The organism is Clavibacter sp. VKM Ac-2873, from assembly GCF_015351075.1.
Classification (GTDB): domain Bacteria; phylum Actinomycetota; class Actinomycetes; order Actinomycetales; family Microbacteriaceae; genus Clavibacter.
The window spans coordinates 1,021,500-1,047,945 of the sequence record NZ_JADKRS010000001.1 but is presented as its reverse complement, the minus strand read 5'-3'; the positions used below and the strand labels follow the sequence as shown (position 1 = coordinate 1,047,945).

The following is a 26,446-nucleotide window of genomic DNA, read 5'->3' as shown; positions in this document are numbered from 1 at the left end:
CGGAGGGGCGCGGGAGGGCGGGCGTACACTGATCCGGTGAGCGATACAGCGGAACCGGTAGACGTCGTCCTCGTCGGCGGGGGCATCATGAGCGCGACGCTCGGCAGCCTCATCAAGCAGCTCGAGCCCGACTGGACCATCCAGATCTTCGAGCGCCTCGGCGAGGTCGCCATGGAGTCGAGCAACCCGTGGAACAACGCGGGCACGGGCCACGCCGCCCTCTGCGAGCTCAACTACACGCCGGAGAAGGACGGGAAGATCGAGATCGGGTCCGCCACCCGCATCAACGAGCAGTTCCAGCTCTCCCGCCAGTTCTGGGCCCACCTCGTCACGGCGGGCGCTGTGCCGGAGCCCAAGGAGTTCATCAACCCCACTCCGCACATGACCTTCGTGCGCGGCACGGAGAACGCCGCGTACCTGCGCCGTCGCTTCGACGCGATGCGCGCCCACCCGCTCTTCGAGGCGATGGAGTACTCGGAGGACCCGGCGGTCATCCACTCCTGGGCCCCGCTCCTCGTGCTCCAGCGCGAGAAGGACGAGGTCATCGCGGCCACGCGCTTCGAGGGCGGCACCGACGTCGACTTCGGCGCGCTCACCAACAAGCTCATCGACTACCTGACGGAGCACGGCGCGGCCCTCCACCTCAACCACGAGGTCCGCGGCCTGTCGAAGAACCCCGACGGCACCTGGCACCTCCGCATCCGCAACGACGTCGGCCGCTCGACCGTGGAGGTGGACGCCAAGTTCGTCTTCATCGGCGCGGGTGGCGGTGCGCTGCACCTGCTGCAGAAGTCCGGCATCCCCGAGATCAAGGGCTTCGGCGGGTTCCCCATCAGCGGCGAGTGGTTCCGCACCGACGATCCCGAGATCGTCGCCAAGCACCGGGCGAAGGTCTACGGGAAGGCCGCCATCGGCTCCCCGCCCATGTCCGTGCCGCACCTCGACACGCGCGTCGTCGGCGGCGAGACCTCGCTCCTCTTCGGGCCCTACGCCGGCTTCAGCCCGCGCTTCCTCAAGAAGGGCTCCCTGCTCGACCTGTTCACGTCGATCCGGCCGCACAACATCATCCCGATGCTGGCCGTCGCGAAGGACAACCTGAGCCTCATCAAGTACCTCGTCAGCCAGCTCATCGCCTCGAAGGAGACGAAGTTCGACGCGCTCCGCGAGTTCATGCCCACGGCCGACCCGAAGGACTGGTACCAGGTCACCGCGGGCCAGCGCGTCCAGGTCATGAAGAAGGACGCGCAGAAGGGCGGGGTCCTGCAGTTCGGCACCGAGGTCGTCGCGGCGTCCGACGGGAGCATCGCCGGCCTCCTCGGCGCGTCGCCCGGTGCGTCCACGGCGGTCCCGATCATGCTCGACGTCCTCGAGCGCTGCTTCCCCGACCGCATCGACGGATGGAAGAAGCCGCTCCGGCGCATGATCCCGAACTACGGCACCCTCGTGGCGTCCGACCCCAAGAAGACCCCGAAGATCATCCAGGAGACCGCAGAGGTCCTCGAGCTCCAGCTCTGACGCGGACGGGCGGCCGAGGCCGCCCGGTCGCGCTCCATTCGAAACCGTGTTCGAATGGGCGCATGAGATGGAGCGCGCAGAGGCTGTCCGACGCGAGCGCGGACGCGCTGCCCGGGCTCGCCCGCCTGAGCAACCTCGTGCAGAGCGTGCGCACCCCGGAGTTCCAGGGCGTGACGTTCCACGAGGTGCTCGCCAAGTCGGCCCTCAACCGCGTGCCGGGGGAGTCGAAGGTCATGCCGTACGGCTGGACCATCAATCCCTACCGCGGATGCACGCACGCCTGCGTCTACTGCTTCGCGCGGCCCACGCACGAGTACCTCGACCTCGACGGGGGCCGCGACTTCGACGACCAGATCATCGTGAAGGTCAACGTCGCCGAGGTGCTGGCGCGCGAGCTGGCGAAGCCCACGTGGACGCACGACGCGGTGGCGCTCGGCACCAACACGGATCCCTACCAGCGCGCCGAGGGTCGGTACGCGCTCATGCCCGGCATCATCGCGGCGCTCGCGTCGTCGGGCACGCCCCTGTCGATCCTCACCAAGGGCACGCTCCTGCGCCGCGACCTCCCGCTGCTGGCCGAGGCGGCCACGAGCGTCCCGGTGGACCTCGCGATGAGCATCGCCGTGCTCGACGACGAGCTGCAGCAGTCGGTGGAGCCCGGCACGCCCACGACCGCGGCGCGCCTCGCGACGGTCACGGCCATCCGCGAGGCGGGCATGGACTGCACCGTGTTCATGATGCCGATCCTCCCGATGCTCACGGACTCCGTCGAGCACCTCGAGCACGCGCTCACCCGCATCCGGGAGGCCGGCGGTACGCGCGTCCTCTACTCCGCGCTCTACCTGAAGCCCGGCGTGAAGGAGTGGTACCTCCAGTGGCTCGAGCGCGAGCGACCGGATCTCGTGGGCCGCTACCTCGACCTCTACGCGCGCGGTGCGTACGCCCCGCAGGCCTACCGGTCGTGGCTGAAGGCGCGCATGGACCCGCTGGTGCGCCGCCACGGGCTCGGCGGTGGTCGGGTGGACCCCCGCACCGGCGGGGTCCTGTCGCGCGCCGACCTGCCCGGCCTCGACGGAGCCCGCGCGCCGATCGGCGGCCGGCCGCGTCCCGGGTGGAGCCAGGAGGGCGCGGACAGCCGTGCGACCACGGCTCGCGGTCGCGGCAGCTGGACGCAGGCGCCGACTCCCGGGCCGCTGGTCGCGGCCGCCCTGCCGGCGGCGACCGCGACGCAGGCCACCCTGTTCTGACGACGGGGGCGCGGACGTGTCCACCCACGCCCCCGTGCGACGCGCCGACGCGCCCCCTGGCTATGGTTCTGAGATGACCAGCGCGCGCGACCCCGGGGCGGGCGCGCGCGACGCCTCCCGACGGTCGTCGCCGCAGCCCGCGCGCGTCGGCGTGCTCATGGGCCACGAGTCCGCGCTGGACGAGGTCTGCGCGATCCTCCGCCGCCTGGCTCCCGAGATCGACGTCGTGGTCAGCACGACCGGCTGGCTCCAGCTGGTGCGCTCGCCGCGCTTCCCGACGGACGTCGTGGTCGTCGACTACGACCTCGCCGACGCGGTCAGCCTCGAGGGCCGCATCCGCTCCTGTCGTGCGGCCGGAGCGGCCGTCGTGGTGCTGTCGCGGTCGGGCGCGGACGGCGTTCGCCGTCGCGTGGTCGAGGCCGGTGCCGCGGCGCTGCTGGCCGGGCCCGTGCCCGCGGCGGACATCGTGGCCGCTGTCCGCGCGGTCGCGGCCGGCGCGCGATCCGCGCGGAGGCGGGACGACGACACGACGCGCGAGGAGGAGGGGCGCGCGGCGCACGCCTTCGCGAGCCCGCGCCTCAGCCAGGGCGAGGAGCAGGCCCTCCGCCTCTACGTGACCGGCCGGTCGACGCAGGCCGTGGCGACGGCGATGAACGTGCAGTACGAGACCGCGAAGACCTACCTCCGTCGCGTCCGGGCGAAGTACCGCCTCGTCGGGAGGATCGCGGGTCGTCGGACCGACCTGATCGATCGCGCCACCGAGGACGGCTACCTTCGGTAGATGGCCAAGCTCTACTTCCGTTTCGGTGCGATGAACAGCGGCAAGAGCACCTCGATGCTCCAGGCCGCCTACAACTACGAGGAGCGCGGGCAGCACGTGCTGCTCACGAAGCCCGTGATCGACACCAAGGGCGACCGCGACATCGTGTCCCGTCTCGGTGTCCGTCGTCCGGTGGACTTCCTGCTCGAGCCGGACGCCGACGTCTGGCAGGAGTTCGGGATCCACCGCGAGCGCGTGCTGCAGGAGAAGGGCGGCCCGACGGCGTGCCTCCTCGTCGACGAGGCGCAGTTCCTCCGCGAGTCGCAGGTGGACGACCTGCTCCGGATCGCGATCCTGCAGGACGTCCCGGTCATCGCCTACGGGATCCGCACCGACTTCCAGACGGTGGCGTTCCCGGGCAGTCGTCGGCTGCTGGAGATCGCGCACAGCCTGGAGGAGATGAAGACCATCTGCCGCTGCGGCCGCAAGGCCGTCTTCAACGCGCGCCAGGTCGGCGAGCGCTTCATCTTCGCCGGGGACCAGGTCGCCATCGACGGCGAGGACGTCACGTACATGTCGCTCTGCGGCGCCTGCTACCTCGCGGAGAGCGGGGGAGTGCTGACGAGCGGGCGGCCCGTGGAGGCGTCCGCGTCGGCGTTCGGCTACCCGGCCGGGCCCGACGCCGATTTCGCCTGACCGGGCCGAGGGGCACGGGGTCGCCCCTGTCGTCAGTCGCGCAGGAAGCGGAGGCCGTAGGCGGTGAGCGCCCCCGTGACCAGCAGGGTGGCGACCGGCACGAGGGCGACGCAGACGTCGGGCATGGGCGGGCGGACCTCGTCTCCGGGTGGGCGGTGCGCGTCGGGCAGGTGGGTGGTCTGACCGCTCATCAACGCTAGACCGATCGCCGTGCCGAGCGGCCGCCCCAGATGCTGGGGCGTCATCCGCGGGGCGTCATTCCCCGCACCGGGGAACCGGACCCGGTCCGCGGCTGTGGGAGCATGGGGCTCGGGCGCCGCTGGGGGGCGCTCCATCGACGAGGGGGATCGCCTGTGGAACTGCGTGAATACATCCGGATCCTGCGACGTTCGTGGGTCCTCATCCTGCTGGTGCTGCTGCTCGGCGTGGGGGCCGCAGCCGGCTACTCGCTCGTGCAGACGCCCGAGTACCGGGCATCGTCCAAGGTGTTCGTCTCGACGCAGTCGGCCGGCACCGTGCAGGACCTGAGCCAGGGCAGCACGTTCACGCAGCAGGCGGTCAAGAGCTACGCCGACGTGGTGGCGACGCCCGTGGTGCTCGAGCCGGTCATCGCCCAGCTGGGGCTCGACGCGACGGCCGAGTCGCTGGCGCCGAAGATCACCGCGACCGCGGCGGCCGACACCGTCATCATCCAGATCTCCGTCGAGGACGAGCAGGCCGAGGCGGCCGCCACCATCGCCAACGCGGTGGCGAAGAGCTTCACCGACGTCGTCGCCGAGCTGACGCCGCTCGACGCGAACGGGCAGCCGCAGGTGAAGATCACCACCCTGCAGGAGGCCCGCATCCCGGCGTCGCCCGTGTCCCCGCAGATCCCGCTGAACCTCGCGCTGGGCGGGCTCATCGGGCTCGCGCTCGGCGTCGCCGCCGCCGTGCTGCGGGCGACGCTCGACACGCGCATCCGCGGGGAGCGCGACCTGCGCCTCGTCACCCACGCGCCCATCCTCGGCGGCATCGCCTTCGACCCGAAGGCCAAGGAACGGCCGCTCATCGTGCAGTCGGATCCGCGCAGTCCGCGCGCCGAGTCCTTCCGGAGCCTGCGCACGAACCTGCAGTTCCTCGACTTCGGCGGTCGCGCGCGGAGCTTCGTCATCACGAGCGCGGTCGAGTCGGAGGGCAAGTCGACCACCAGCGCCAACCTCGCCATCGCCCTGAGCGACGCGGGCGCACGGGTCGCGGTCATCGACGCCGACCTGCGCCGACCCAAGCTCGCGTCCTACCTCGGGCTCGAGGGCGCCGTCGGTCTCACCGACGTGCTCATCGGCCGCGCGGAGCTCAAGGACGTGCTGCAGCCGTGGGGCAACCGCAACATGTTCGTGCTGCCGGCCGGGCAGATCCCGCCGAACCCGAGCGAGCTGCTCGGATCGCGCACCATGGTCACGCTCCTCAAGGAGCTGGAGGCGGAGTTCGACACGGTGCTCATCGACGCGCCGCCGCTGCTCCCCGTCACCGACAGCGCCGTGCTGTCGAAGAGCGCGGGTGGCGCGATCCTCGTGGTGTCGTCCGGACGCGCCCACCGGGGCCAGGTGCACGCGGCCATCGAGTCGCTGAACAGCGTCGGCGCCGAGGTCCTGGGCGTGGTGCTGACGATGCTCCCGACCAAGGGCCCGGACGCGTACGGGTACGGCCAGTACGGCTACTCGTACGTGCGCCCCGAAAGCGCAGACACCACGAGCCCCGCCGCTCCCTGACCGGCCGCCGGTCCGTGTCGTCGCGGCTGCCCGGGCCGGGGCCTGTACGATCCGGGTGACACCACCGCTCGACCCGCATCTCCCGTTGCGCGGACCGGGGGCCGTGCTCCACCGGAGGAGCGGGTCTCGGCTCGTCCCGGGGCGTGGGCCGGTCCCGGCCGCCCGCGAGGGTGGGCGGCCCGCGCGCCGCACGATGCCAGCCACACCGGGAGACACCATGTCGGCTCACGCCGAGGCGCCATCGCGCCACCTGCCACGACGCCCGTCCGCCCACCGCGCCCCTCGACCCGCGGGAGCCTCGCGTGGCTAGGCCGGCACCCGACGGCCGCAAGCCGATGGCCGTCACGGGACGCGCACGGCGTCGTCGTCCGTCGCTGGGTCGCCTCATCCCCGGCATCGGCGTGACCGGGGTGGTCGCCTTCCTCGTCATCGACCTGATCCTCGTCTCGGCCGCGGTCACCCGCACCGGCGGCGGATCGACCGAGGCCGGCACGGCGGCCCCCGCGCCGTCGGCCACCAGCACCAGCACCGGCACCAGCGCCGACGCCGCCGCGACCCCCACGCCCTCCCCGAGCGCCGCGCCGACCGCGACGGTGGCGGCCCCGACGGTCTTCCTCGCCGCGGGGAACGCCGAGGTCGCCTGGCGCACCACGGGCGGCTCCTGCACGGGCGAGCCCGCCCGGATCCAGACCACCATCGACGAAGGACGCACCTGGGACACCCGCTCCACGGGCTCATTCGACGCGCGCAGGATCCTCGCGCTCCAGGTGGAGAGCCCGGACGTCGGCAGCATCGTCGCCGACGTGACCGCGGCGTGCACCCGCACGACGCTCCAGAGCTTCACGGGTGGCGAGTTCTGGCGCGATGCGCCGGCGCTCACGGCGACGACGGCGTACGTCGATCCGGCGAAGCCCGCCACCGTGCAGCTCGTCCAGGGCCCCCGGGACGCTCCCTGCGACGACGCCGTCCAGGTCGTCGACAGCGGTCAGGCCGCCGCGGTGCTCTGCGGCTCGGGCGCGCTGCACGTCCGCTCGGGCAGCGGCGACTTCCGACGGGTCGACGCCCCGGGCGTCCTCGCGCTCGCCCTCGGCGCGGACGGCATCCTCACCGCCGGCACGGCCGGATCCTGCGCGGGCACGAGCGTGGGCCGCATCGTCCCCGCCTCGGGTGCCGTGAGCGTCCTCGGCTGCGCGGCCGCGGTGCCCACCAGCGGTTCCGTCGCCATCTCGGCCGCGGGCCGCGACGTCTGGCTCCTGACCGGCGACGCCGTCAGCATCTCCACCGACGGCGGGACCACCTGGTGACCTCCGCGACCGCCGTCGCGCAGCCGCCGCGGAGGCGCCGGCGCCGTGCGCGGCGCCCCTGGACGCGCCGTCGCGTCCTCGTCGTCGCCGGCGCCGCGATCGCCGTCGTCCTCGTCCTCTGGATCGCGTGGGTCGCCGCCCGCGCCCTCCTCGCCCGTGGCGAGCTCGAGCAGGCGGTGCCGCTCGCGTCCTCCGTCCAGCGCGACCTCCTCGCCGGCGACTCGGCGGGAGCCTCCGCGAACGTCGCGCAGCTGCGCGACCACTCCGCGCGCGCGGTGTCGCTCACGGGCGATCCGGTCTGGGCCGTCACCGAGCACGTGCCGTTCGTGGGTCCGAACCTGCGCGCGTTCCGGGAGATCTCCGGGATCGTCGACCGCATCGGCGGGGACGCGTTGCAGCCCGTGGTCGGCATCGCCGGCACGATCGACGTCGCGAGCCTCACGCCGAAGGACGGGAAGCTCGACCTCGATCCCATCGTGGCCGCGCAGGTCCCCGTCCGCCAGGCCGACGACGCGCTCGACGCGGCGCTGACCGACGTGACGGACATCGACACCGGCAGCACGATCCGGCCGGTCGCCGACGCGGTCGCGCGCCTGAAGGAGACGGTCGGGAAGGCCGCCGAGACGCTGGCCGTCGTGCGCCACGTCACCGACCTCGCGCCCGCCATGCTCGGGGCCGATGGCGACCGCAGCTACCTGCTCATGTTCCAGAACAACGCCGAGGTCCGCTCCACGGGCGGCATCCCGGGCGCGCTCGCGCTCGTGCGCACGGGCGGCGGCGCGTTCTCGCTCACCGGCCAGGACTCGGCGCGCGCCTTCCCGCGCCTCGCGGAGCCGGCCCTGCCCCTGGATCCCCAGACCGCGGGCCTCTACGGGACCATCACGGGGCGCTACATGCAGGACGTCACGCTGACGCCCGAGTTCCCGCAGGCCGCGCCGCTCGCCGCCGAGATGTGGCGGCTCAAGCACGGCGACGCCGTCGACGGCGTGATCAGCATCGACCCGGTCGCTCTCTCGTACCTGCTCGAGGCCACCGGCCCCATCACGCTCGCGACCGGCGACGTGCTCCGCTCCGACGACGCCGTCGACCTGCTCCTGCACGACGTGTACATCCGGTACCCCAACCCGGACGTCCAGGACGCGGTGTTCGCGAGCGTCGCCGACTCGGTGTTCGCGAAGGTGGCCTCCGGGGACGTGGATCCGGCCGCGCTCGTCGCCGCGCTCGGGCACGCCGCCCAGGAGCGTCGCATCCTCATCTGGAACTCGCGCGCCGACGAGCAGGCGACCCTCGCGGGCACCACGTTCCAGGGCTCGCTGCCCGCCGACAACGACGAGTCGACCGCCTTCGGCGTGTTCCTCAACGACGCGACCGGCGCGAAGATGGACTACTACCTCTCGCTCAAGACCACGCTCGCGATGGCCATGTGCCGGGACGACGGCCGGCCGGACTACCGCACCGAGGTGATCCTCGGATCCACCGCACCGGCCGACGCGGCCACCCTGCCCTTCGTGGTCACGGGCGGCGGGGTCTACGGCGTGCCGCCCGGCGACATCAAGACCCGTGTGGCCGTGTACGGACCACCCGGCACGGTGCCGCTGCGCGTGCGCATCGACGACAAGGAGACGCAGTTCCAGCCGGAGATCGTGGGCGGGCGGGCTGTCGCGCAGGTCGAGGTGACGCTGACGCCCGGCCAGCAGGTCCGCATCTCAGTGGACACACTGGGGGACAAAAAGCCCGACACGCCGCTCTCGATCGTGACCACCCCGGTAATTGACACGATCGCGACAGAGTTCCGCTCCCTGTCGTGCAGCGATTCCCAGTAGTCTCCTCAGTGGGGGAATGATCGACGGCGGACCCGAGTCCGCTAGTGGCCCCTATGCACCACCTGAAGCTCACACTGGGGGAACCACATGTTCAAGAAGATCCTCGCCGGGGCGGCCATCGCCCTCGCCGCGACGTTCACCGTCGCCACCGCCGCCAACGCGGACCCGTACACGCCCGAGGGTGGCGTCACCGTCAGCGACCCGACCGTCGCGCCCGGTGACAGCACCGTCCTGTCCTTCGGGCCCGGCTCGTTCGCTCCCGTCTCCGCCGTCACCATCACCATCACCGGCCAGGACGCGGCCAACGCCACGCTGGCCTCCTTCCGCACGGCCCCCATGGCCGTGACGAGCAACTCCATCACCAAGACGTCGGCGAACGACGGCAGCCTCCGGGTCACCGTCACCCTGCCGGCCGGTTCGGCAGCGGGCTCCTACGCCCTCACCGGCACCGATGCCCAGGGCAACACCGTCTCCACGACGATCTCGGTCGTCGCGGCGGCCGGCACCGGCACCGCGACCGGCGGCGCCAACAACGCCGACGGCTCCGCGGGTCTGCCTGTCACGGGTGGCCAGCTGCCCGTCGTCCTCATCTGGACCGGCGGCGGCCTGCTGCTGCTCGGTGCCGCTCTCGTGGTCGTGCTCGCCACGGTCCGTCGCCAGCGCGCCACGGCCTGATCCGCATCCCGGACAGCGTCGCCTGACTCCCCTCCGGAGCTCGGTGACGGAAGGCCCCGAGGCATCTGCCTCGGGGCCTTCCGCCGTCTCCGGGCGCCCCTGCGGGCATCGCGTGACCCCAGTCCGGGGCCGAACCCGCCCGCGCTCCTGCGCTCGGAGCGCCGCCACGGATAGCATCTCGATCGTGGGTTTACCCGACCCGCTGTCTGCCTGAAGGCGTCGACCCGAAATCGCGCGCCGCGGACACCACCGCCCCGAGGCGATACCCGTCGTGCCCCCGCACGTCCGTCCCGGGTGCATCAGAGAAGGCACACCCGAGATGCTCGCCAAGACCCTGGCGGGCGCGTTCGTCGCGCTCGCGATCACCGTTTCCGTCCCCCTCGCCGCCCAGGCGGAGAACTACGTCCCCAAGGACTCCGCCATCGCCTGCAGCGGCATGTCCGTCACCCCCGCCGCGGTCGCACCCGGCGAGTCGGTGCGGATCGCCGGCGTCGCCGGATCCTTCACCGCGGGGGAGTCCGTCGCGGTCCGCCTCTCCGCGACGGCCGGCGCACCCGCCGTGGCGGGCGACCCCGCCGCCTCCGTCACGGCCGCGGCCGACGGCTCCGTCTCCGGCACGCTCGTCGTCCCGACGACGGCGGCCGGCACCTGGCGCGCCAACCAGACCGCCGCGTCCGGCGACCACTGGTGCGGGATCGTGTCCGTGGTCCCGGCCAGCGCCCGCACGGCGGCGGACGGCGGCTCGCTCCCCATCACCGGAGGCACGCTGCCCACCGGCCTCGCCATCACCGGCGGCGGCCTGCTCCTCGCCGGCGCCGCGGCCGCGGGCGTCGCGACGGCTCGCCGTCGCCGCGCCTCCTGACGCCCGGCGCCACCACCGCCCCGACGCGGGCGGATCCGATCACGACCGGATCCGCCCGCGTCGTCGCGTCCGGGCCGCGACGAGCGCAGCCGCCGTCGCGCCGAGGAGGGCGCCGGTGCCGTTGGCCACCACGTCGGTGACGGACGCCACGCGCGCCGGCAGGAACGCGCCCTGCGCGAGCTCCACGGACGCCGACAGCGCCGTGCCGGCGAGCACGACGGCCCACCAGCGCCGCGCTCCGAGCGCCAGGACGCCGAGCATGCCCAGCGGCGCGAAGAGGGCGACGTTGGCGACCTCCTCGATCATCGAGTAGCGGAACCCGGGGAAGCCGTGGTGCTGCACGAACACCACGCCCCGCACCAGGTAGGGGTACACGCCGCGGTCGACGCTGTCCGGGGTGAGCGTGACCAGGCCGATCAGGGCGACGTACGCGATGAGGAGCACGGCGGCCTGCCGCCGGCGTACCCGTCGGCGCTCGCGGTCCCGCCGCGCGCCCCACGGCGACCGACGAGGCCCGGAGCCCTCCACAGCGGCGCCCTGCGGGGGAGCTGAGGTGGCGGGATCCATGGGTCCCGCAGCCTAGCAACGCGATCTCCGCGGGGAATGCACCGCGGATCCCGCCCGTTCTCCCCGGGGTGACCCACCTCGAACGCGTCCCGCTGAACGTCCTCGACCTCGCCCCGCGCCCCTTCGGGGGCACGAACGCGGATGCGGTCGCCGGCAGCATCCGGCTCGCCCAGGAAGCGGAGGCCGCGGGGTACTCGAGGTTCTGGGTGGCCGAGCACCACGGCATGCCGGGGATCGCGAGCTCCGCCCCGGCCGTCCTGCTGGCCGGCATCGCCGCCCGCACCTCCACCATCCGCGTCGGCAGCGGCGGCGTGATGCTGCCGAACCACACACCGCTCGTCGTGGCCGAGCAGTTCGGCACCCTCCGCGCGCTCTACGGCGACCGCATCGACCTCGGCATCGGCCGGGCTCCCGGCACCGACGGCGCGACCGCGATGGCGCTCCGCCGCAGCGAGGCGGGCCTCGGCGTCGACGACTTCCCGCAGCAGCTCGTCGACCTGGTCGGCTTCTTCACGGGCGGCATGGCGGACGACAACCCGCTGCGCGGGATCACGGCCGTCCCGGGGCTGGGCGACCTCCCGCAGGTGTGGCTGCTCGGATCCAGCGGCTACTCCGCGCAGGTGGCGGCCGCCCTCGGGATCCGCTTCGCCTTCGCGCACCACTTCGCCGGCGACCGCACCGAGCAGGCGCTCGCGCTGTACCGCGAGCGCTTCCAGCCGAGCGGCGACCTCGCCGCGCCGCACAGCGCCATCGCGGTGAGCGTCATCGCCGATGAGGACCCGGACGTCGTGGACCGCGAGGCCCGCGCCGGTCGCATCACGTGGCTGCGCATGCGCCAGGGCGGGAAGCCCCAGCCCGTGGATCCGGACGAAGCCGCGGCCTACGGGTTCAGCGACCTCGAGCGCGAGATCATCGGGGCGCGCGACCGCCGCCAGGCCATCGGCTCGCCGGAGGCCGTGCGCATCGGCCTCGAGCGCCTGCTCACGAGCACGGGGGCCGACGAGCTCATCGTCGCGCCCGCGTCCACGACGCTCGACCACCGCATCCGGACGCTCCGCACCGTCCGCGAGCTGGCCGCCGCGGAGGCCGACGCGGCCTGATCCCGAGTGCACTCATCACATTTCGGCCACGGGGAGCTGAGACCCTCCCTGAGGCGGATGTGGCACCTCCGGGCGCGGGTTAGATTCGTAGCATGAGGAAAACTGACCTGACCATCTCGACCCGGTTGGGCGCGTTCCTCGGACTCGTCGGCATGAGCGCGATCGCCGGCGTGCTCGTCACCGCCATGGTGACCCCGGCCATCGCCGTCTCGGGCATCGCGGCCAACAGCACCATCGGCGTCTTCGAGGACATCCCGGACAACCTGCAGATCGACAACCTCGCGCAGAAGACCGTCCTCTACGCCAAGAAGGGGGACCAGCAGGTTCCCTTCGCCGAGTTCTTCTCGCAGGATCGCGAGGAGGTCCCGTGGGACGCCGTCTCGTCGTACGCGAAGGACGCCGCGATCGCGACCGAGGACCCCCGCTACTACGAGCACGGCGGCGTCGATGTCCTGTCGGCCGCCCGCGCGCTCGCGCAGAACGTGCTGAACAAGGAGGTCCAGTCGGGCGCCTCCACCATCACGATGCAGTACGTCCGCAACGTCCTGGTCCAGAAGGCCCAGAACATGGTCGACTCCTCCGACGAGGCCACGCAGGCCGAGGGCCGCAAGGCCTTCACCGAGGCCACCCAGCCCGACATGCCCCGCAAGCTCAAGGAGATGCGGATGGCGATCGGGGTGGAGAAGAAGTACTCCAAGAACGAGATCCTCCTGGCGTACCTCAACATCGCGAACTTCGGCAGCCGGGTCTACGGCATCGAGTCCGCGGCGCGCTACTACTTCAACGTCTCCGCGGCCGACCTGAACCTCGAGCAGGCCGCGAGCCTCATCGCCACGGTCAACGCGCCGGAGGTCTTCAAGATCGACAACCCGGACAACCTCGGGCGCAACAAGGAGCGCCGCGACCTGCTGCTGCGGAACATGCTCAAGGAGCAGAAGATCACGCAGGAGCAGTTCGACACGGCGTCGGCCGCGGCCATCACGCCGACGATCACGCCCTCCACGAGCGGCTGCATCCAGGCGAACCCGATCTCGGCCGCGTACTTCTGCGACTACGTGAAGAACGAGATCCTCACGAACAAGGAGTTCGGCGACACAGCGGCCGAGCGCGACGCGGTGCTCAAGCGCGGCGGCATGCAGGTCTACACGACGCTCGACCTCGACATCCAGGGCAACGCGGCGGAGCAGATGCGCAAGCAGGTGCCCACCACTGCGCGCTTCACGAAGATCGGTGGATCCGTGGTCTCCCGCGAGGTGAAGACCGGACGCATCATCGCGATGGCGCAGAACACGGACTACGGGGTGGGCGACCAATCCGGCATCACGGAAGTGAACTATTCCGCCGACTTCGCGCACGGTGGATCGCGCGGCTTCCAGGTGGGATCGACGTACAAGATCTTCACCCTCGTCGACTGGCTGAAGAGCGGGAAGTCGATCTACCAGACAGTGAACGCCTCCAAGACCACTTGGCAGAAGAGCGAGTTCACCTCGTGCGGCAACCGTCTGAGCGGCCCCGCCTATCCCGTGACGAACGACACGAACACCGGTGCGACCTCCAACCAGACGGTCCTCCAGGCAACGGTGGCGTCGGTCAACTCCGCGTTCATCGCGATGGCCAGCCAGCTGGACATCTGCGACATCACGAGCACGGCGAAGGACATGGGCGTCTACAACTCCAATCCGGATCAGCCCGTCTCAAGCCAGCCCTCGGACGTCGTGGGCTCCGGCGGCAACAACGTCGCCCCGCTCCAGATGGCGACCGCCTTCTCCTCCGTCGCGAACCAGGGCAGCATGTGCCCGCCCATCGCGATCGACAAGGTCGTCCTCCCTGATCAGTCCGAGCTCGTGACGCCGAAGAGCGAGTGCGCGCAGGCCATGAGCCCCGATGTGGCCAACACGGCCGCGTTCACCCTCAAGGCGGTCATGGGCGGCACGGGCGCGGCCTCGAACCCGCGCGATGGCACGGAGATCATGGGCAAGACCGGCACCACCGACCGCTCGAAGGACACCTGGTTCGTCGGATCCTCCACGGAGGTCACGACGGCCGTCTGGGTCGGCAACGTGGAGGGCTTCGCGTCGATGCGCCGCAACGTGCTCAACGGCTCGGCCGCGGACAGCGCGCGTCACCGGATCTTCAAGCCGCTGCAGACGTTCATCGACGACCGCTACCCGGCGGAGGTCTTCCCCGCGCCGAGCAGCACGCTGACGAAGAAGCCGTACGTGCCGCCGGCACCGAAGCCCACCCAGTCCGCGGCGCCCACGGCACCCGACGCACCCGCGGATCCTGCGGCGCCCGCGCAGCCGGCACCGCCCGCGGAGGGATGAGCCCGCGCTCGATGGGGAGCGCGCGCCGACGGCCGTCGCCTGCGGGCGGCGGCCGTCGTGCTGTGCGTGGCGCCGCCCCGGATCCCGCGGATCGGGCCGCTCATAGACTGGACGGCCGCTCCACCACCGACCCGGGAAGGCGATCATGACCGGGACCCCGACGTCCGCGCCCACGCGCGTGCGCACGATCCTGCCCGGCATCGAGGGGCTCCGCGGGGTCGCCGCCGTCGCCGTGCTGCTGTACCACGTCCAGCGGCAGCTGGCCCGCCCCACGACCGACGTCCCGCTCGTCGGCGAGGTCGCGTTCTTCAGCCACGGCGTGACGCTGTTCTTCGTGCTCAGCGGGTTCCTGCTGTTCCTCCCGTTCGCGCGGGGCCTCGTCGACGGCGGCGCGATGCCACGGCTGTCGCGCTATGCCGCCAATCGCGCCCTCCGCGTCTTCCCGGGCTACATCGTGGTGCTGCTGCTCGTGAGCCTCGTGCTGCGCATCGCGATCCTGCCGCGCGAGACGCGTGACGCCGGCTTCTCGGTCGGCACGCTCGGACCGCTCGACACCGTCTTCAACGCGCTGCTCCTGCAGGGCTACACGCCACGGACGCTCCGCAGCGGCATCGAGGTCGCGTGGACGCTCACCGTCGAGGTGTCCTTCTACGTGGTGTTGCCCGTGTTGGCGCTCCTCGCGGCGCGGCTGCTGCGGGGGAGGGCAACGTGGATCCGCGCCCTCGCACCCGCGGCCGTGCTCCTGCTGATCGGCGTGGCCGGCAAGGTCTGGTCGATGATCGCGCAAGCGCCGCTCGGCCATCGCGGGCGTCTCGCGAGCGAGTGGGGCGTCACGTGGGAGGCAGTGGCGAACCGCAGCATCCTCGTGCACGCGGACCTCTTCGCCTACGGCATGGCGGCGGCCGTCGTCCTGCTCACCCTGTCCGCGGACGAGGGCCTGCGCGACCGCGTGGCGGCCTGGCGAGTGCCCGCCGGGATCGTCGCCGCCGCGCTTCTCGTCGTCGCCTCCGAGGCGCCCGTGGGGGTGTTCGACGAGAGCATCGTGGCCGCCTCGTGCGCGACGCTGCTGCTCCTGGTGGCGCTGCCGCGACGCGGGGGATCCCCGGGGCCGGTGACGCGGTTCCTCGAGCTCCGGTGGATCGCCTGGCTCGGCACGATCTCGTTCAGCGTGTACCTCTGGCACCTGCCGGTGATCCGCTTCCTCCGCCGCGCGGGCCTCGTGCTACCGGACACGCTCGCGGGCTTCGCCCTCAACACCCTCGTGGTCGGGGCGGTGACGCTGGCGCTCTCCGCGGCGACGTACTACGCGATCGAGCGGCCGGCGCTGCGGCTCAAGTCGCGGTTCCGCTGAGGCCTGGCCCCAACCAGGTGGTACGAGGAGCCTCGCATGCACCGCGACGCAAACGCCGACACCATAAATGCAGCCGTCTGTCAAGTCCTATTTTTGGAGGACAGCGCTCCAGGATAAATCCTGAAATTCTGAGCAAAAGTCTCAGGGGATGAGCCGCAACGGCTTGTTGCGGCGCTAATGAGGGCTTGGAAAATCGGGGACCCTGTGGTGACGTTCTGGAAAAAGCGCGCTCGGCGAGCTTTCCAATTATTTGCTATGACGACGGCAGGAGTTGTCGCATGCGGCCTTCTCAACGGCATGACGGCTTCCGCGGCTCCTGATGTGACATCGCCGCCTGCCCCTGCCGACCGGTCAAGCGACGTCGCCGATGACCGCAGCGTGGTACCGGAAGCGGAGCGTGATCGGCTTCTGGGTGAAGACTGGGCCACCACGCGAGACCGCGCGACTACGGCGATCGGCGATCAGAACGGTTTCACTGTCTACGCAGCCGACTCGTCCACCGGCTACGAATGGGCGCCGGTGGCGACGCTCCAAGCGCCCGGCGTCGAGACTGACCGATGGATCGGGAACACTTGCTTGACGGAGGACGGGAGCCGGATGGGTGTCGTCTACGGCACTCGAGCTATGACCAATGATTCGACGCTCTTCGATGCGGGTGCATGGGGAGCGATCGTCGACATGTCGACGGGAGAGGTGACGCAAGTGGGAAGGGGATTCTCACTGGCGTACTTCAACCCTGGGTGCGGGTCGGGAAACGATGTGGTCATGTCCGCATTTACAGAGGACGCCCAAACACGGCTTGTGCGTATTGACGCGATGGACCCTACTATTGAGACGACGACGGAATTGGGATTCGAAGCCGCCTCGGCGACCCCGGTCGACGGCGACATCGTGGCCGCTGTGAGCGGCAGTCTGATACGTATCACCCCAGAGGGGACGCCGACAGTGCTGGCTTCTGCATCCGGCGTCCCTTATGATATCACGGTCGCGGGTTCGGATGTCTTGTATGCCGAGCGCGATGGCGACAAGGCTTCCGTCCTGCGCGTCCCGACGGCACCGTCGGGCGAAGGGACTGAATCGGACGCCCTGGCCACCGGCGCCGCCGATGATCTCGGCGTGCAGCGCGACACCAGCGGTCACACTTACGTGCTGGGCGAGACGGCAGTCGCCACAGCGCCCCTCCCGCCGACTACCAGCCTCGTGAAGGCATCGATCTCCGCTCAAGTTTCGTCGGCGGGCCAGCTTCTCGTAGAGGACACGCTCAACTCCACGACGAGCAGCCAGACGGTCCCCGACGGCGCTTCAGCGCTTACGCCAGTAGAAGTCCGCGCTACGTCACGGGTGACTAACGAGCAACTCGAATTCGTGCTTCCGCCGAGCGGGCCAACTCGAGTGGATGCGGAGGAGGAGAGCGACGCAACCATTGCGAGCAAACCGACCGCGTCGAACCGTGCAGCGACCCAAGCTGTAGCGGGTGACCCGAATAACCCAGCCGAAGCTGAAGCGACCTGCGCCGTTGCGCGCAACGATCCGTCCAATCAGGCACTACAGCCGAAGCCCCGACAGGTCGAATGGGCTGTCAACCAAGCGGTGACGGGAGACCTGAACAAGCCCCGGTCATCAGTCTTCCTAGCAAGAGCGGGTTTGAACGGATCGACCCCTCAGGGGCTCTTCCCCAAAGTCCAGTTGAGCGGAGGGGGCCGGGTACCTTCCCAGGTCATGTTAGGTATTCTCGCGCAGGAGTCCAACTTGTGGCAGGCATCGAGATACACCACTCCAGGAGTCACAGGAAGTCCACTCATCGGAAACTATTACGGTAACGACGTGAGTTCCGAGACGTTCAGTTGGACAGCAGATTTCGCGCACGCAGACTGCGGATATGGGGTATCGCAAGTCACCGATGGCATGCGCAAAGCGGGTAGCGAGAGGCCCGGAGAGCTAGCTCTTTCGCCATTGAAGCAGCGTGCGATCGCGCTGGATTACGGATCAAACATCGCTGCGGGTCTGCAGATCATCAGTCAGAAATGGAATCAGACGCGGGCGGCGGGGCTCGTCGTCAATGACGGAGACCCTGCCTACGTTGAGAATTGGTTTTACGCCATCTGGGCATACAACTCCGGGTTCTATCCGGAGACTGACAAAGCGAAGAACAACGGCGCGTGGGGAGTTGGGTGGGCGAACAATCCAGCGAACCCTAAGTACAAGCAGAACCGCACTCCCTTCTTGGAGGGGAGGCCCTCAGACGCGGCACGGCCCCAGGAGTGGCCCTACCCGGAAAAAGTTCTCGGCTTCGCTGCATGGTCGTTGGAACTCTTTGAGGATGCGACGACCGCAGTCCCCGCCTTCCGCCCAGCATGGTGGACGAGCACTGAGTCTCGGACGGCAGTCAAGCCTCCGGCAGTCATCTTCTGTGTACCGAGCGTCAACGACTGTGACCCGGCGAAGAGCGTACGTCCCACCGCTCCCGGGCTCAGCGCCGAGCCATCCGGCCCGTGCACGCACACTAACGCCGACAAACTCTACGACCTGAAATGTTGGATGCATGGTCCTCTAAAGTGGAAGCCCGATTGCCCTGGACAGTGCGGAAACGAGCTGCTTCGATTCTCGACAGGATACGCCGAGCAAGCTGATGGAACTGCGTTCGCACCGAATTGCGCGGTACGTGCTCCAGCAGCTGGTTCCCCCCAAAAGCGAGACACTCTTCCGAGTGATGCACTCGTGGTCGATGACACGAGTGTCGGGCCGGTCCGACCCTGCGAGAAACAAACCAACAACGGCAATTTTCAATTTACTTTTGGTGCCGGGCTAGGTGGCTATCCCAGCAAGATCGATACGCACCAGCTTGGAGCGGGGTGGAACTCTCACTTCTGGTTCGCACATACACGTGTCGCCAATTCAAATAGCGATCTGTATGGGTCTCTGGATGTTACAGGCAAATGGACGCTCAATAAGACGCTGGCAAGCAAGTGGACGAGGGTCTTTGTGCACCTTCCCGACCACGCTGCCTGGACGCAGCAGGCTGCATACGTCATTGATCTGGGAGACGGTACAAAAAAGACTCGCGTGATCCCTCAACGAACTGGGGCAAATACGTGGGTTTCACTTGGGGTCTTCAAGATGATGGGTGTTCCTAGTGTTTCGCTCTCGAACCTCACCCGCGACGCGGACGGCTACGATGATGTGGCATGGGACGCGGTGGCTTTTCAGCCTTTGGCCGCTAAGCCGGCTGACATCGTGGTTGCCATGGGGGACTCATTCTCTTCGGGAGAGGGTAGTTCCGAAAGTGGTGGAGGCAGCTTCTATCGTGAGACGGATATTTTTGGAAAACATTCGTCATCTACCTCAAACCCGCCATATTCTCCCGACGTGATCAATAATCGAGAACGCAACGCTTGTCACCGATCTGACAAGGCATGGTCTCGGCTGGCTGTCGTGCCTGGCCAGACGAAGTCAGTGGGTGACCTAGCTGATACGTACTCACCGTCAATGGACTATCACTTGATCGCCTGCTCTGGTGCCCTGACTCAGCATGTCCTTCCGTATTATTCGGTTTCCGAGAACGAACGGGAGTCTGTGCGATTCCGCAAGTCGGATCAGACGGGTCGTCTCGGAAAGTATCGTGAAGTGTCGCAACTCGATTCGGGATTTGTGGACGAGAACACGACACTGGTGACTATATCCATCGGTGGGAACGATGCGCTGTTCTCCGACATTGTCTCAGCATGCGTCGGGATATCCGCCTGCGACAAAGCTAAACTGGAGGGGGACGCGGATTTGATGCCCCTGGCGACCGCGAACAGGGCGCGCGACGACGTCGGTCCCGCGGTAGAGACCGTACTGAATCAAATTAGGAAGAAGGCCCCTAACGCGAGGATTCTCTTGATGGGTTATCCAGCTTTGTTCAGCGGGCCAGAGGTGGCGTGCATCTTGATTCGAAATGATCAGCAGTACTGGTTGCGTGAAGCCCCCGCTCAAATTAATTCTGCACTTGCCCTCGCGGCGCAACACTTGAACACGTCGGCGGGACAAAGAGTAGTGGTCTTCCAAGATCCATTCACATACTTCAATGACCACGAGTTGTGTAAGACGGGCGCTGTCGGCAGTTACATCAATAATATTCGGACTGATCTTTCGCCCGGTGATGATCCGATTTTTGGTCCTTTCGTGTTCAGCTCCGGAGTCACATCGGCGCAGAGCATTCATCCGAACGCTCTTGGGCAGGCTGCATACGCGCAGGCGATGAGCGCGGCGTTGAGGTGAGGATAACCAGGTTGGAATTCGCGTGGTATTGCCTCACGCGGAGGTCTGCGTCGAGGCCCAGCTGGACCCAAGCGGCTACTCGGCGTTCTATTGCGGTTGTCGCCATGTCTTTTGCTGTGTTCGCGGTGGCCGGGTGCGCCGAGACTATCGTTTCGGCGTCGCCGGAATTGGGTTCTTCCAATTTGGTCATCGCGTCTGCACGCGTCGAGAATGCCGTCGAGGTGAGCGGACAATGGAAATTGGGTACACGCACTACGGCCAATTGCGGGGTGCAAGGATCGAATGCCTTTGGTCAGAAGCGAGTTCCCCGCCCGTACGTATGCAGTGTAACGGCAGCGTCCGCGTACGTCTTAGGTGATGGCCTTGCGCCATTATCGGATATACAGGGCCTCGAGAGGAGCATGCTCGATAGCGGATGTTCAGTTATGAGTCCTGTGAGCGGCGGTGTTGATGAGCAGCGCGCTCTGGCTGTGGGGCAAGGCGTCCTCACCGAACCCCTCGCGGGCAAATACACGTGTGGGAACACTCGCGTTCTCGTTTACCTCAGTCGAGCAGATTCTCGCCGACTTCAAGAGAAGAACGATCAGTTCTCAGCAACGGGCGGTGGAACAGACGTCAGACAAGAGCCTCCCCTTGCGCTCGAGACCTTGAGTCGGCAGTTATACGGCAGTAATGCGAGGGCGCTCGTCGCCGTGGTTATGTCATCAGTCACGTACCTGCGCGTTAATGTTTGCGCCGGGTTGGAAATATGCGACGCGAACGGACGCCCGAGTTTACCTGAGACTCCGCTTCCGATGCCGTCAGACTTACCATCGGGGTGAGGGCCGAAGCGTGCGGGGAGGTACCAAATGCCTGTCCCCCTCATGGGGGCTTCACATGCGGCACGTGGTGGTGAAATGTCATACGTAAGTCAGTACCGTTTCACATCACTTATGGACAAGTTGGGTCTGTTGGTGATGTGTTTAGCCTGGCGCCCGCGAGTGTGGGAACCTAGTGAAGTGGTTGGATGTTAGGAGCATGCCGTTACGAAGGGTTCGATAAGAAAAATGCGGCGAACGTAGCATTGAGTATTATGCGAGTAAGTTCAGTGTCGTATTGTGTTCTACAACAGAAGGATTCGGTTTAAATGCTAAAAAGTGGTTTGCGTAAGTTTCGAGGTGTCGTGCTTGCGATGGTGGTTATGGTTGGCATTCTGTTGCCGGCAGGAGGCTTTACGGGTTCCACTTCTGCTCAAGCAGCTAGCTGCACTGATGGAGCTGTTACGCGTAGCGAGTTTACCGTATACGGGAAATCCGTACAGCTTCGGAATAGTCCGAACTGCGGAGGAACGACGTGGTTTCGAATGAATACTACAGGAGCCATCGGATGTTGTAATGGAGAAGTATCGCTGCAAATCAGAGATGCCTCAGGGTCGATTCGGACCGTCGCCAGTCACGACACCTTCTACACCTATATGGAGGAGGATTCGTGGGTTTCGGCTTACGTCACTGGAGGATCTCTGGCCAGGTTGACGTTCAAAAATTTGGCAGGAGGTCAGCCCAGTTTTACAGGGGCCTGGGTCACGATTTTAAAGAATGGGTCCGGTCCTCAATCGACGCCGGCGGACTGAGGTTCTGTGTCGAACGGCGCGCCTTGGTAATAAGTTGAAGAAGTCCGCATGCAAGGTGCACGTTTAATGTGCAATTGTATGGCGTGAAGAAAATGGCGATAGAATAAGGCCCAGACACGAGTCCGTGTCTGGGCCTTCTTCTTTAAACTGGAATAATATCAAATTTTGTCGGGGTAACAGGATTTGAACCTGCGACCTCTTCGTCCCGAACGAAGCGCGCTACCAAACTGCGCCACACCCCGATGGCTCAACGGCCAGCTACTACCCTACCCGATGTTCCGGGCTCCGGAGTACGCGGGACCGTCACACAGCGGTGAGCGTGAGCAGCGTCGCCTCGGGGTAGCAGGCGAAGCGGACGGGCGCGTAGATCGACGTGCCGAGTCCCGCGCTCACGTGCAGGAACGACGCCCGGTCGGCGTGCGGCCAGACGCTGAGGCCCTTGACCTGGCGGCGCGGGATGTCGCAGTTGGTGACGAGCGCGCCGTAGCCGGGCACGCAGACCTGGCCGCCGTGCGTGTGCCCGGCGAAGATCATGCGGGCGCCGTTGGTGACGAACGAGTCGAGCACGCGGCGGTAGGGCGCGTGCGCGACGCCGAGCGACACGACCGGCGCGTCCGAGGCGCCCTGGTAGGCGTCCCCGTCCTCGCGCAGCGCTTCGAGGGCGCCGGGGAGCGCCTCGAGGTGGTCGAACTCGCGGTGCGGGTCGTCGACGCCGAAGAACTCGAGCAGGGTGCCGTTGACCTCGATCGCGCCGGCGGCGTTGTTGAGGTCGACCCAGCCGAGCGACGCGTAGAGCCGCTCGAGCCGCGCGAGGTCGAGGTCGGCCGGGCGCTGCGTAGCATGGGTGTTGGCGGTGAAGTACTTGAACGGGTTCTTCAGCATCGGCCCGTAGTAGTCGTTCGAGCCGTGCACGAAGACGCCGGGGATCCCGCGGAAGGCCTCGAGCGTCTCCTCGACCGCCTCGATGCCCTGCTCGTGACCCGTGTTGTCGCCGGTGTCGACGACGAGGTCGGGCTTGAGCTCCGCGAGCTCGCGCACCCAGCGCTGCTTCTTGTGCTGCCACGGCGCCATGTGCATGTCCGAGAGATGGAGCACGCGGATGGGGTCGGCACCCACGGGCAGCACCGGCACCGTCACCTCGCGGAGGGTGAAGCGGCGCCGCTCGTAGAACGACGCGTACGCGAAGGCGGCGGCGCCCGCTGCGGCGACCCCGCCGACGGTGCGCGCGATCGTGCCGACGACGCTCATCAGCTGCGTCCGAAGTACAGCGTCACGGGACCGCTGCTCTGCTGGCCGGCGGCCGGATCCGTGCGGGTCACCTTCCCGATCTGGGAGTTGTCCTGCACCTGCTCCTGCGCCATGGTCACGTCGAAGCCCGCCGACCGGAGCGTCTGGCGGGCGCTCGTCACGTCTTGGCCGCGCACGTCCGGGACGGTGCCCGGCGTGCCCTGCTGGCTCTGGTCGGGTCCGCTGCTGATGAACACCGTGACGGTGGATCCGCGGGCCGCGTTGGCGCCGGCGCCCGGGTCGGATCCGGCGACCTGACCGGCGGGCACGTTCGCGGAGGACCGCGCGCCGCCCTGGGCGAAGGTCAGGCCGGCGCCCTCGATGGCCGACTGGGCGTCGGCGGGCGACATGCCGGACACGTCCGGCACCTGCACAGTCGGCGTGCGGGTGAGGTCCGCTGCCGGGCCGGGGAACGCCGATCCCTTGTAGATCCCGTTCACGGCCTGCATGAACGGCTTCCACACGGCGAAGCGCGCGGTGGACATGAGCTGGCCGCTCGGGAGCTTGGTCTGGCGCTGGCGGATGTCCTGTCCGCCGTAGCTGCCCACCCAGATGGCGGTGGTGACCTCGGTGCTGGATCCCACGAACCAGGTGTCTTTGGCCCTGTCCGTGGTGCCCGTCTTGCCGATGAGCGGTGTGCCGTCATTCGTGTTGGCGGCGGCACCGGTCGCGCCCATCACGCCGGCGAGCGCATAAGCGGCGGTGTGCGCGACGTCCGGGCTCACGGACTCGGTGCAGTTGGCCGACGGCGGCGTGATCTCGGTGTCATCGGGCAGCACGACCTTGTCGATCAGGATCGGCGTGCACGTGGTGCCGTTGTTCGCGACCGTGGCGTACGCCGAGGCCATCGTGAGCGGCGCGATGTTGTTGCCACCGGAACCGATGATGTCGGACACGAGACCGGAGAGCGGCTTGCTCTTGTCCGCCTGATGGATCCCGATGTCCTTCGCGGTCTGCACGATGCCGCACATGTCGAGCTCGGAGGCCATGGCCATGAACGCGGTGTTGGTGGAGTTCGCGGTCCCGGACATGACGGTCCGGTTGGCACCCGGCGCAGCCCCGTCGTTCGTGACCGTCAGCGGCTTCGAGCTCAACGTCCCGCCCGTGCACGAGTCGCGGAAGTCGCTTCCAGCCCACGTCCCCTTGGAGGAGTTGACGACCTCGTTGACCGAGTGCCCCTCCTTGAGCCACTCGAGGAGGGTGACGAGCTTGTACGTCGATCCCACCTGGAAGCCACGCGACCCGCCCATGTCCTGGTCTGTGTTGAAGTTGACGCTCTGCACACCAGCGCCCGCGTTGTTGCCGTAGTCGGTGTTCTGCACCATGGCGATGACGCGACCGGTCTTCGCTTCGACGCTGGTCATTGCCGACCCGAGCTCCGGGATGCTGTTCATCGTCGTGGGGATCTGCTTGCGCATGTCGTCCGTGGCCTTCGCCTGCAGGTCGAGGTTGAGCGTCGTGTAGATCTTGTAGCCGTTGCGATTGAGGTTGATCCGCGCCTCATCGGGGGTGGCGCCGAACTCCTTCGAGTTCTCGACCGTGTACTTGACCGCGTCGCAGAAGTACGCCGCGCTCGCGGGCTGCGCGGCGTTGCAGCCGCTCACCGAGGGCGTGATCGCCGGGGTGACCGGGGTGGCGATGGCCTCGTCGTGCTGCTGCTGCGTGATGCTGTGGTGCTTCAGCATGTTGTCGATGAGGATGTCGCGGCGCGCCTGGTTCGCCTGGATGTTGCCGGGCTCGTCGATGCGGAGGGCCGTGGGGTAGTTGACGGTCGCGACGAGGCTCGCGGCCTGCGCGATGCTCAGGTCCTTGGCGTCGACGTTGTAGTAGTACTTCGCTGCCGACTGGATCCCGTAGACGCTGCCGCCGTAGTTCGCGATGTTGAGGTAGCCGAGCAGGATGTCGTTCTTCGCGAACTTCTTCTCCAGGCCGATCGCGAGGCGCATCTCCTTGAGCTTGCGGGCGGTCGACTCCTGCGTCGCCTCCGCGTAGGCCTTCTTGCCCGCGTCGGGATCCGTCGCGGCGAGCGTCTCCGCCTTCTGCACGAGCACGTTCTTGACGTACTGCATGGTGATCGTGCTCGCGCCCGACTCCACGCCGCCGCCGATGACGTTCTGGGCGAGCGCGCGGAACGTGGACTGCACATCGACCCCGCCGTGCTCGTAGAAGCGGGGGTCCTCGGTGTCGACCGCCGCGGCCTTCGCGTTGTCGGAGACCTCGTCCCAGCCGACCTCCTCGCGGTTCTGCGCGTAGAACTCGGCGAACTTCACCTGCTGGCCGCCCTGCGTGGCATAGAGCTCGGTCTTCTGGGCGAGGTTGTCGATCTGCAGGTAGTCCGGTAGATCCTCGAAGAGGCCGATCGTGTTGTTGGCCGCGAGGCTCGTCACGGCGATGGCCGGGGTGACCATCGCCGCGACCAGCACGCCGGCCACGGCGCTCATGCCGAGGACGCCCGTGAGCGCGGCGGCGACGCGGCCGGGCGTGTTCTTGGAAGCAGACATAGACTCCAGAGTACGGGAAGGGTGTATGGGAACCCGTGGACCTGTGCGCCGGCCGCCCGCGCCCGTCCCGTCATGCACCCCGACCCGACCGGCAAGGAGCCGAGATGACCGCAACGCCCGCGCAGTGGGAGTACCTCACCACGCCGCTGATGATCCACAACACCGCCGCCATCCTGAACACGTGGGGGGCGCAGGGCTGGGAGCTCGTGCAGGTCGTCACCGGCCCCGAGGGCGGGCTCGTCGCCTACATGAAGCGCCCGCTCGCCGGCGCGGAGCACGGCGCCTGATGGGCACGATCTCCGACCGTCTGGCCGAGCTCGGGATCGAGCTGCCCGCGGTCGCGGCGCCCGTCGCCGCCTACGTCCCCGCGGTCGTCCACGGCGGCCTCGTGTACACGAGCGGCCAGCTGCCCTTCGTCGACGGCGCGCTCGCCGCGACCGGCAAGGTCGGCGCCGAGGTGTCCGCGGAGGACGCGAAGGCGCACGCCCGCACCTGCGCGCTGAACGGGCTCGCGGCGGCGGCGGACGCGGCCGGCGGCGTCGACCGCATCGCGCGCGTGGTCAAGGTCACGGGCTTCGTCGCCTCGGCCGAGGGATTCACCGGACAGCCGGGCGTGATCAACGGCGCGAGCGAGGTGCTGGGGGAGATCCTCGGCGACGCGGGCGTCCACGCGCGCTCGGCCGTGGGCGTCGCGGAGCTGCCGCTCGGCGCGCCCGTCGAGGTCGAGCTCGTGGTGGCGCTCGTCGAGTAGTCGGCCACCGCCCGCTCGAGCGGGCACGAGAGGAGGGCCGGGTGCGCATCGCACCCGGCCCTCCTC

19 protein-coding genes and 1 tRNA gene are annotated in these 26,446 nt (G+C 68.4%); 15 read left to right on the top strand and 5 right to left on the bottom strand.

Annotated features, from left to right (window positions below):
• Positions 1-36 precede the first annotated feature (36 nt).
• From ITJ44_RS04845 to ITJ44_RS04830, 4 genes are all read left to right on the top strand, one after another.
• A complete protein-coding gene (locus ITJ44_RS04845) occupies positions 37-1,515 on the top strand; it encodes a malate:quinone oxidoreductase (RefSeq protein ID WP_194633595.1) in 1,479 nt (492 codons plus the stop codon).
• A 62-nt stretch (positions 1,516-1,577) separates the two neighbouring features.
• Positions 1,578-2,762, top strand: coding sequence for an Rv2578c family radical SAM protein (locus tag ITJ44_RS04840; protein WP_194633594.1), 1,185 nt, complete (start codon positions 1,578-1,580; stop codon positions 2,760-2,762).
• Positions 2,763-2,835: 73 nt separating this feature from the next.
• The gene (locus tag ITJ44_RS04835; protein WP_194633593.1) at positions 2,836-3,543 is read left to right on the top strand and encodes a DNA-binding response regulator; all 708 of its coding nucleotides are present in this window, start codon (positions 2,836-2,838) and stop codon (positions 3,541-3,543) included.
• Positions 3,544-4,218 (top strand): thymidine kinase, encoded by a 675-nt coding sequence (locus ITJ44_RS04830; RefSeq protein WP_043584435.1) that lies wholly within the window; start codon positions 3,544-3,546, stop codon positions 4,216-4,218.
• A 32-nt stretch (positions 4,219-4,250) separates the two neighbouring features.
• On the opposite strand, the gene ITJ44_RS04825 is transcribed toward ITJ44_RS04830, so the two are convergent.
• On the bottom strand, positions 4,251-4,409 hold the full coding sequence (locus ITJ44_RS04825) for a hypothetical protein (protein WP_194633592.1): 159 nt from the start codon (positions 4,407-4,409) through the stop codon (positions 4,251-4,253).
• Positions 4,410-4,571: 162 nt separating this feature from the next.
• Here ITJ44_RS04825 and ITJ44_RS04820 point away from each other — a divergent pair, with 162 nt between their 5' ends.
• From ITJ44_RS04820 to ITJ44_RS04800, 5 genes are all read left to right on the top strand, one after another.
• On the top strand, positions 4,572-5,966 hold the full coding sequence (locus ITJ44_RS04820; RefSeq protein ID WP_194633591.1) for a polysaccharide biosynthesis tyrosine autokinase: 1,395 nt from the start codon (positions 4,572-4,574) through the stop codon (positions 5,964-5,966).
• A 302-nt stretch (positions 5,967-6,268) separates the two neighbouring features.
• On the top strand, positions 6,269-7,270 hold the full coding sequence (locus tag ITJ44_RS04815) for a hypothetical protein (protein WP_370551618.1): 1,002 nt from the start codon (positions 6,269-6,271) through the stop codon (positions 7,268-7,270).
• Positions 7,267-9,093: a DUF4012 domain-containing protein gene (locus tag ITJ44_RS16115; RefSeq protein WP_194633590.1), complete on the top strand. Its 1,827-nt coding sequence runs from the start codon at positions 7,267-7,269 to the stop codon at positions 9,091-9,093. The genes ITJ44_RS04815 and ITJ44_RS16115 overlap by 4 nt, the downstream gene beginning before the upstream one ends.
• Positions 9,094-9,180: 87 nt before the next feature.
• On the top strand, positions 9,181-9,768 hold the full coding sequence (locus ITJ44_RS04805; protein ID WP_194633589.1) for a sortase: 588 nt from the start codon (positions 9,181-9,183) through the stop codon (positions 9,766-9,768).
• A gap of 319 nt (positions 9,769-10,087) precedes the next feature.
• Positions 10,088-10,630 (top strand): sortase, encoded by a 543-nt coding sequence (locus ITJ44_RS04800; protein WP_228494490.1) that lies wholly within the window; start codon positions 10,088-10,090, stop codon positions 10,628-10,630.
• A gap of 39 nt (positions 10,631-10,669) precedes the next feature.
• On the opposite strand, the gene ITJ44_RS04795 is transcribed toward ITJ44_RS04800, so the two are convergent.
• A complete protein-coding gene (locus ITJ44_RS04795; protein ID WP_194633587.1) occupies positions 10,670-11,197 on the bottom strand; it encodes a VanZ family protein in 528 nt (175 codons plus the stop codon).
• Between the two features lie 68 nt (positions 11,198-11,265).
• On the opposite strand from ITJ44_RS04795, the gene ITJ44_RS04790 reads away from it, so the two are divergent.
• From ITJ44_RS04790 to ITJ44_RS04775, 4 genes are all read left to right on the top strand, one after another.
• Complete coding sequence (locus tag ITJ44_RS04790; RefSeq protein WP_194633586.1) at positions 11,266-12,297, top strand: LLM class flavin-dependent oxidoreductase; 1,032 nt, start codon at positions 11,266-11,268, stop codon at positions 12,295-12,297.
• Between the two features lie 92 nt (positions 12,298-12,389).
• Complete coding sequence (locus ITJ44_RS04785) at positions 12,390-14,621, top strand: transglycosylase domain-containing protein (RefSeq protein ID WP_194633585.1); 2,232 nt, start codon at positions 12,390-12,392, stop codon at positions 14,619-14,621.
• 145 nt (positions 14,622-14,766) lie between these two features.
• Positions 14,767-15,972, top strand: a complete 1,206-nt coding sequence (locus tag ITJ44_RS04780) for an acyltransferase (RefSeq protein WP_194633584.1) — start codon at positions 14,767-14,769, stop codon at positions 15,970-15,972.
• Positions 15,973-16,227: 255 nt separating this feature from the next.
• Positions 16,228-20,232, top strand: coding sequence for a GDSL-type esterase/lipase family protein (locus tag ITJ44_RS04775; RefSeq protein WP_194633583.1), 4,005 nt, complete (start codon positions 16,228-16,230; stop codon positions 20,230-20,232).
• A gap of 1,777 nt (positions 20,233-22,009) precedes the next feature.
• Here the strand turns inward: ITJ44_RS04775 and ITJ44_RS04765 are convergent.
• The 3 genes from ITJ44_RS04765 to ITJ44_RS04755 all read right to left on the bottom strand — a co-directional run bounded on the left by ITJ44_RS04765 (position 22,010) and on the right by ITJ44_RS04755 (position 25,629).
• Positions 22,010-22,083: transfer RNA gene (locus ITJ44_RS04765), tRNA-Pro, on the bottom strand.
• A gap of 61 nt (positions 22,084-22,144) precedes the next feature.
• Complete coding sequence (locus tag ITJ44_RS04760) at positions 22,145-23,089, bottom strand: metallophosphoesterase (protein ID WP_194633581.1); 945 nt, start codon at positions 23,087-23,089, stop codon at positions 22,145-22,147.
• Positions 23,089-25,629 (bottom strand): transglycosylase domain-containing protein, encoded by a 2,541-nt coding sequence (locus tag ITJ44_RS04755; RefSeq protein WP_194633580.1) that lies wholly within the window; start codon positions 25,627-25,629, stop codon positions 23,089-23,091. Before ITJ44_RS04755 ends, ITJ44_RS04760 begins: the two co-directional genes overlap by 1 nt.
• A gap of 104 nt (positions 25,630-25,733) precedes the next feature.
• Between ITJ44_RS04755 and ITJ44_RS04750 the strand changes: the two genes are divergently transcribed.
• Both ITJ44_RS04750 and ITJ44_RS04745 read left to right on the top strand, forming a co-directional pair.
• Entirely contained in the window at positions 25,734-25,916 is a 183-nt protein-coding gene (locus ITJ44_RS04750) for a hypothetical protein (protein WP_194633579.1), read from the top strand.
• Positions 25,916-26,380 carry a RidA family protein gene (locus tag ITJ44_RS04745; protein WP_194633578.1) on the top strand — a complete coding sequence of 155 codons (465 nt, stop codon included), beginning with the start codon at positions 25,916-25,918 and terminating at the stop codon, positions 26,378-26,380. The genes ITJ44_RS04750 and ITJ44_RS04745 overlap by 1 nt, the downstream gene beginning before the upstream one ends.
• Positions 26,381-26,446 lie beyond the last annotated feature (66 nt).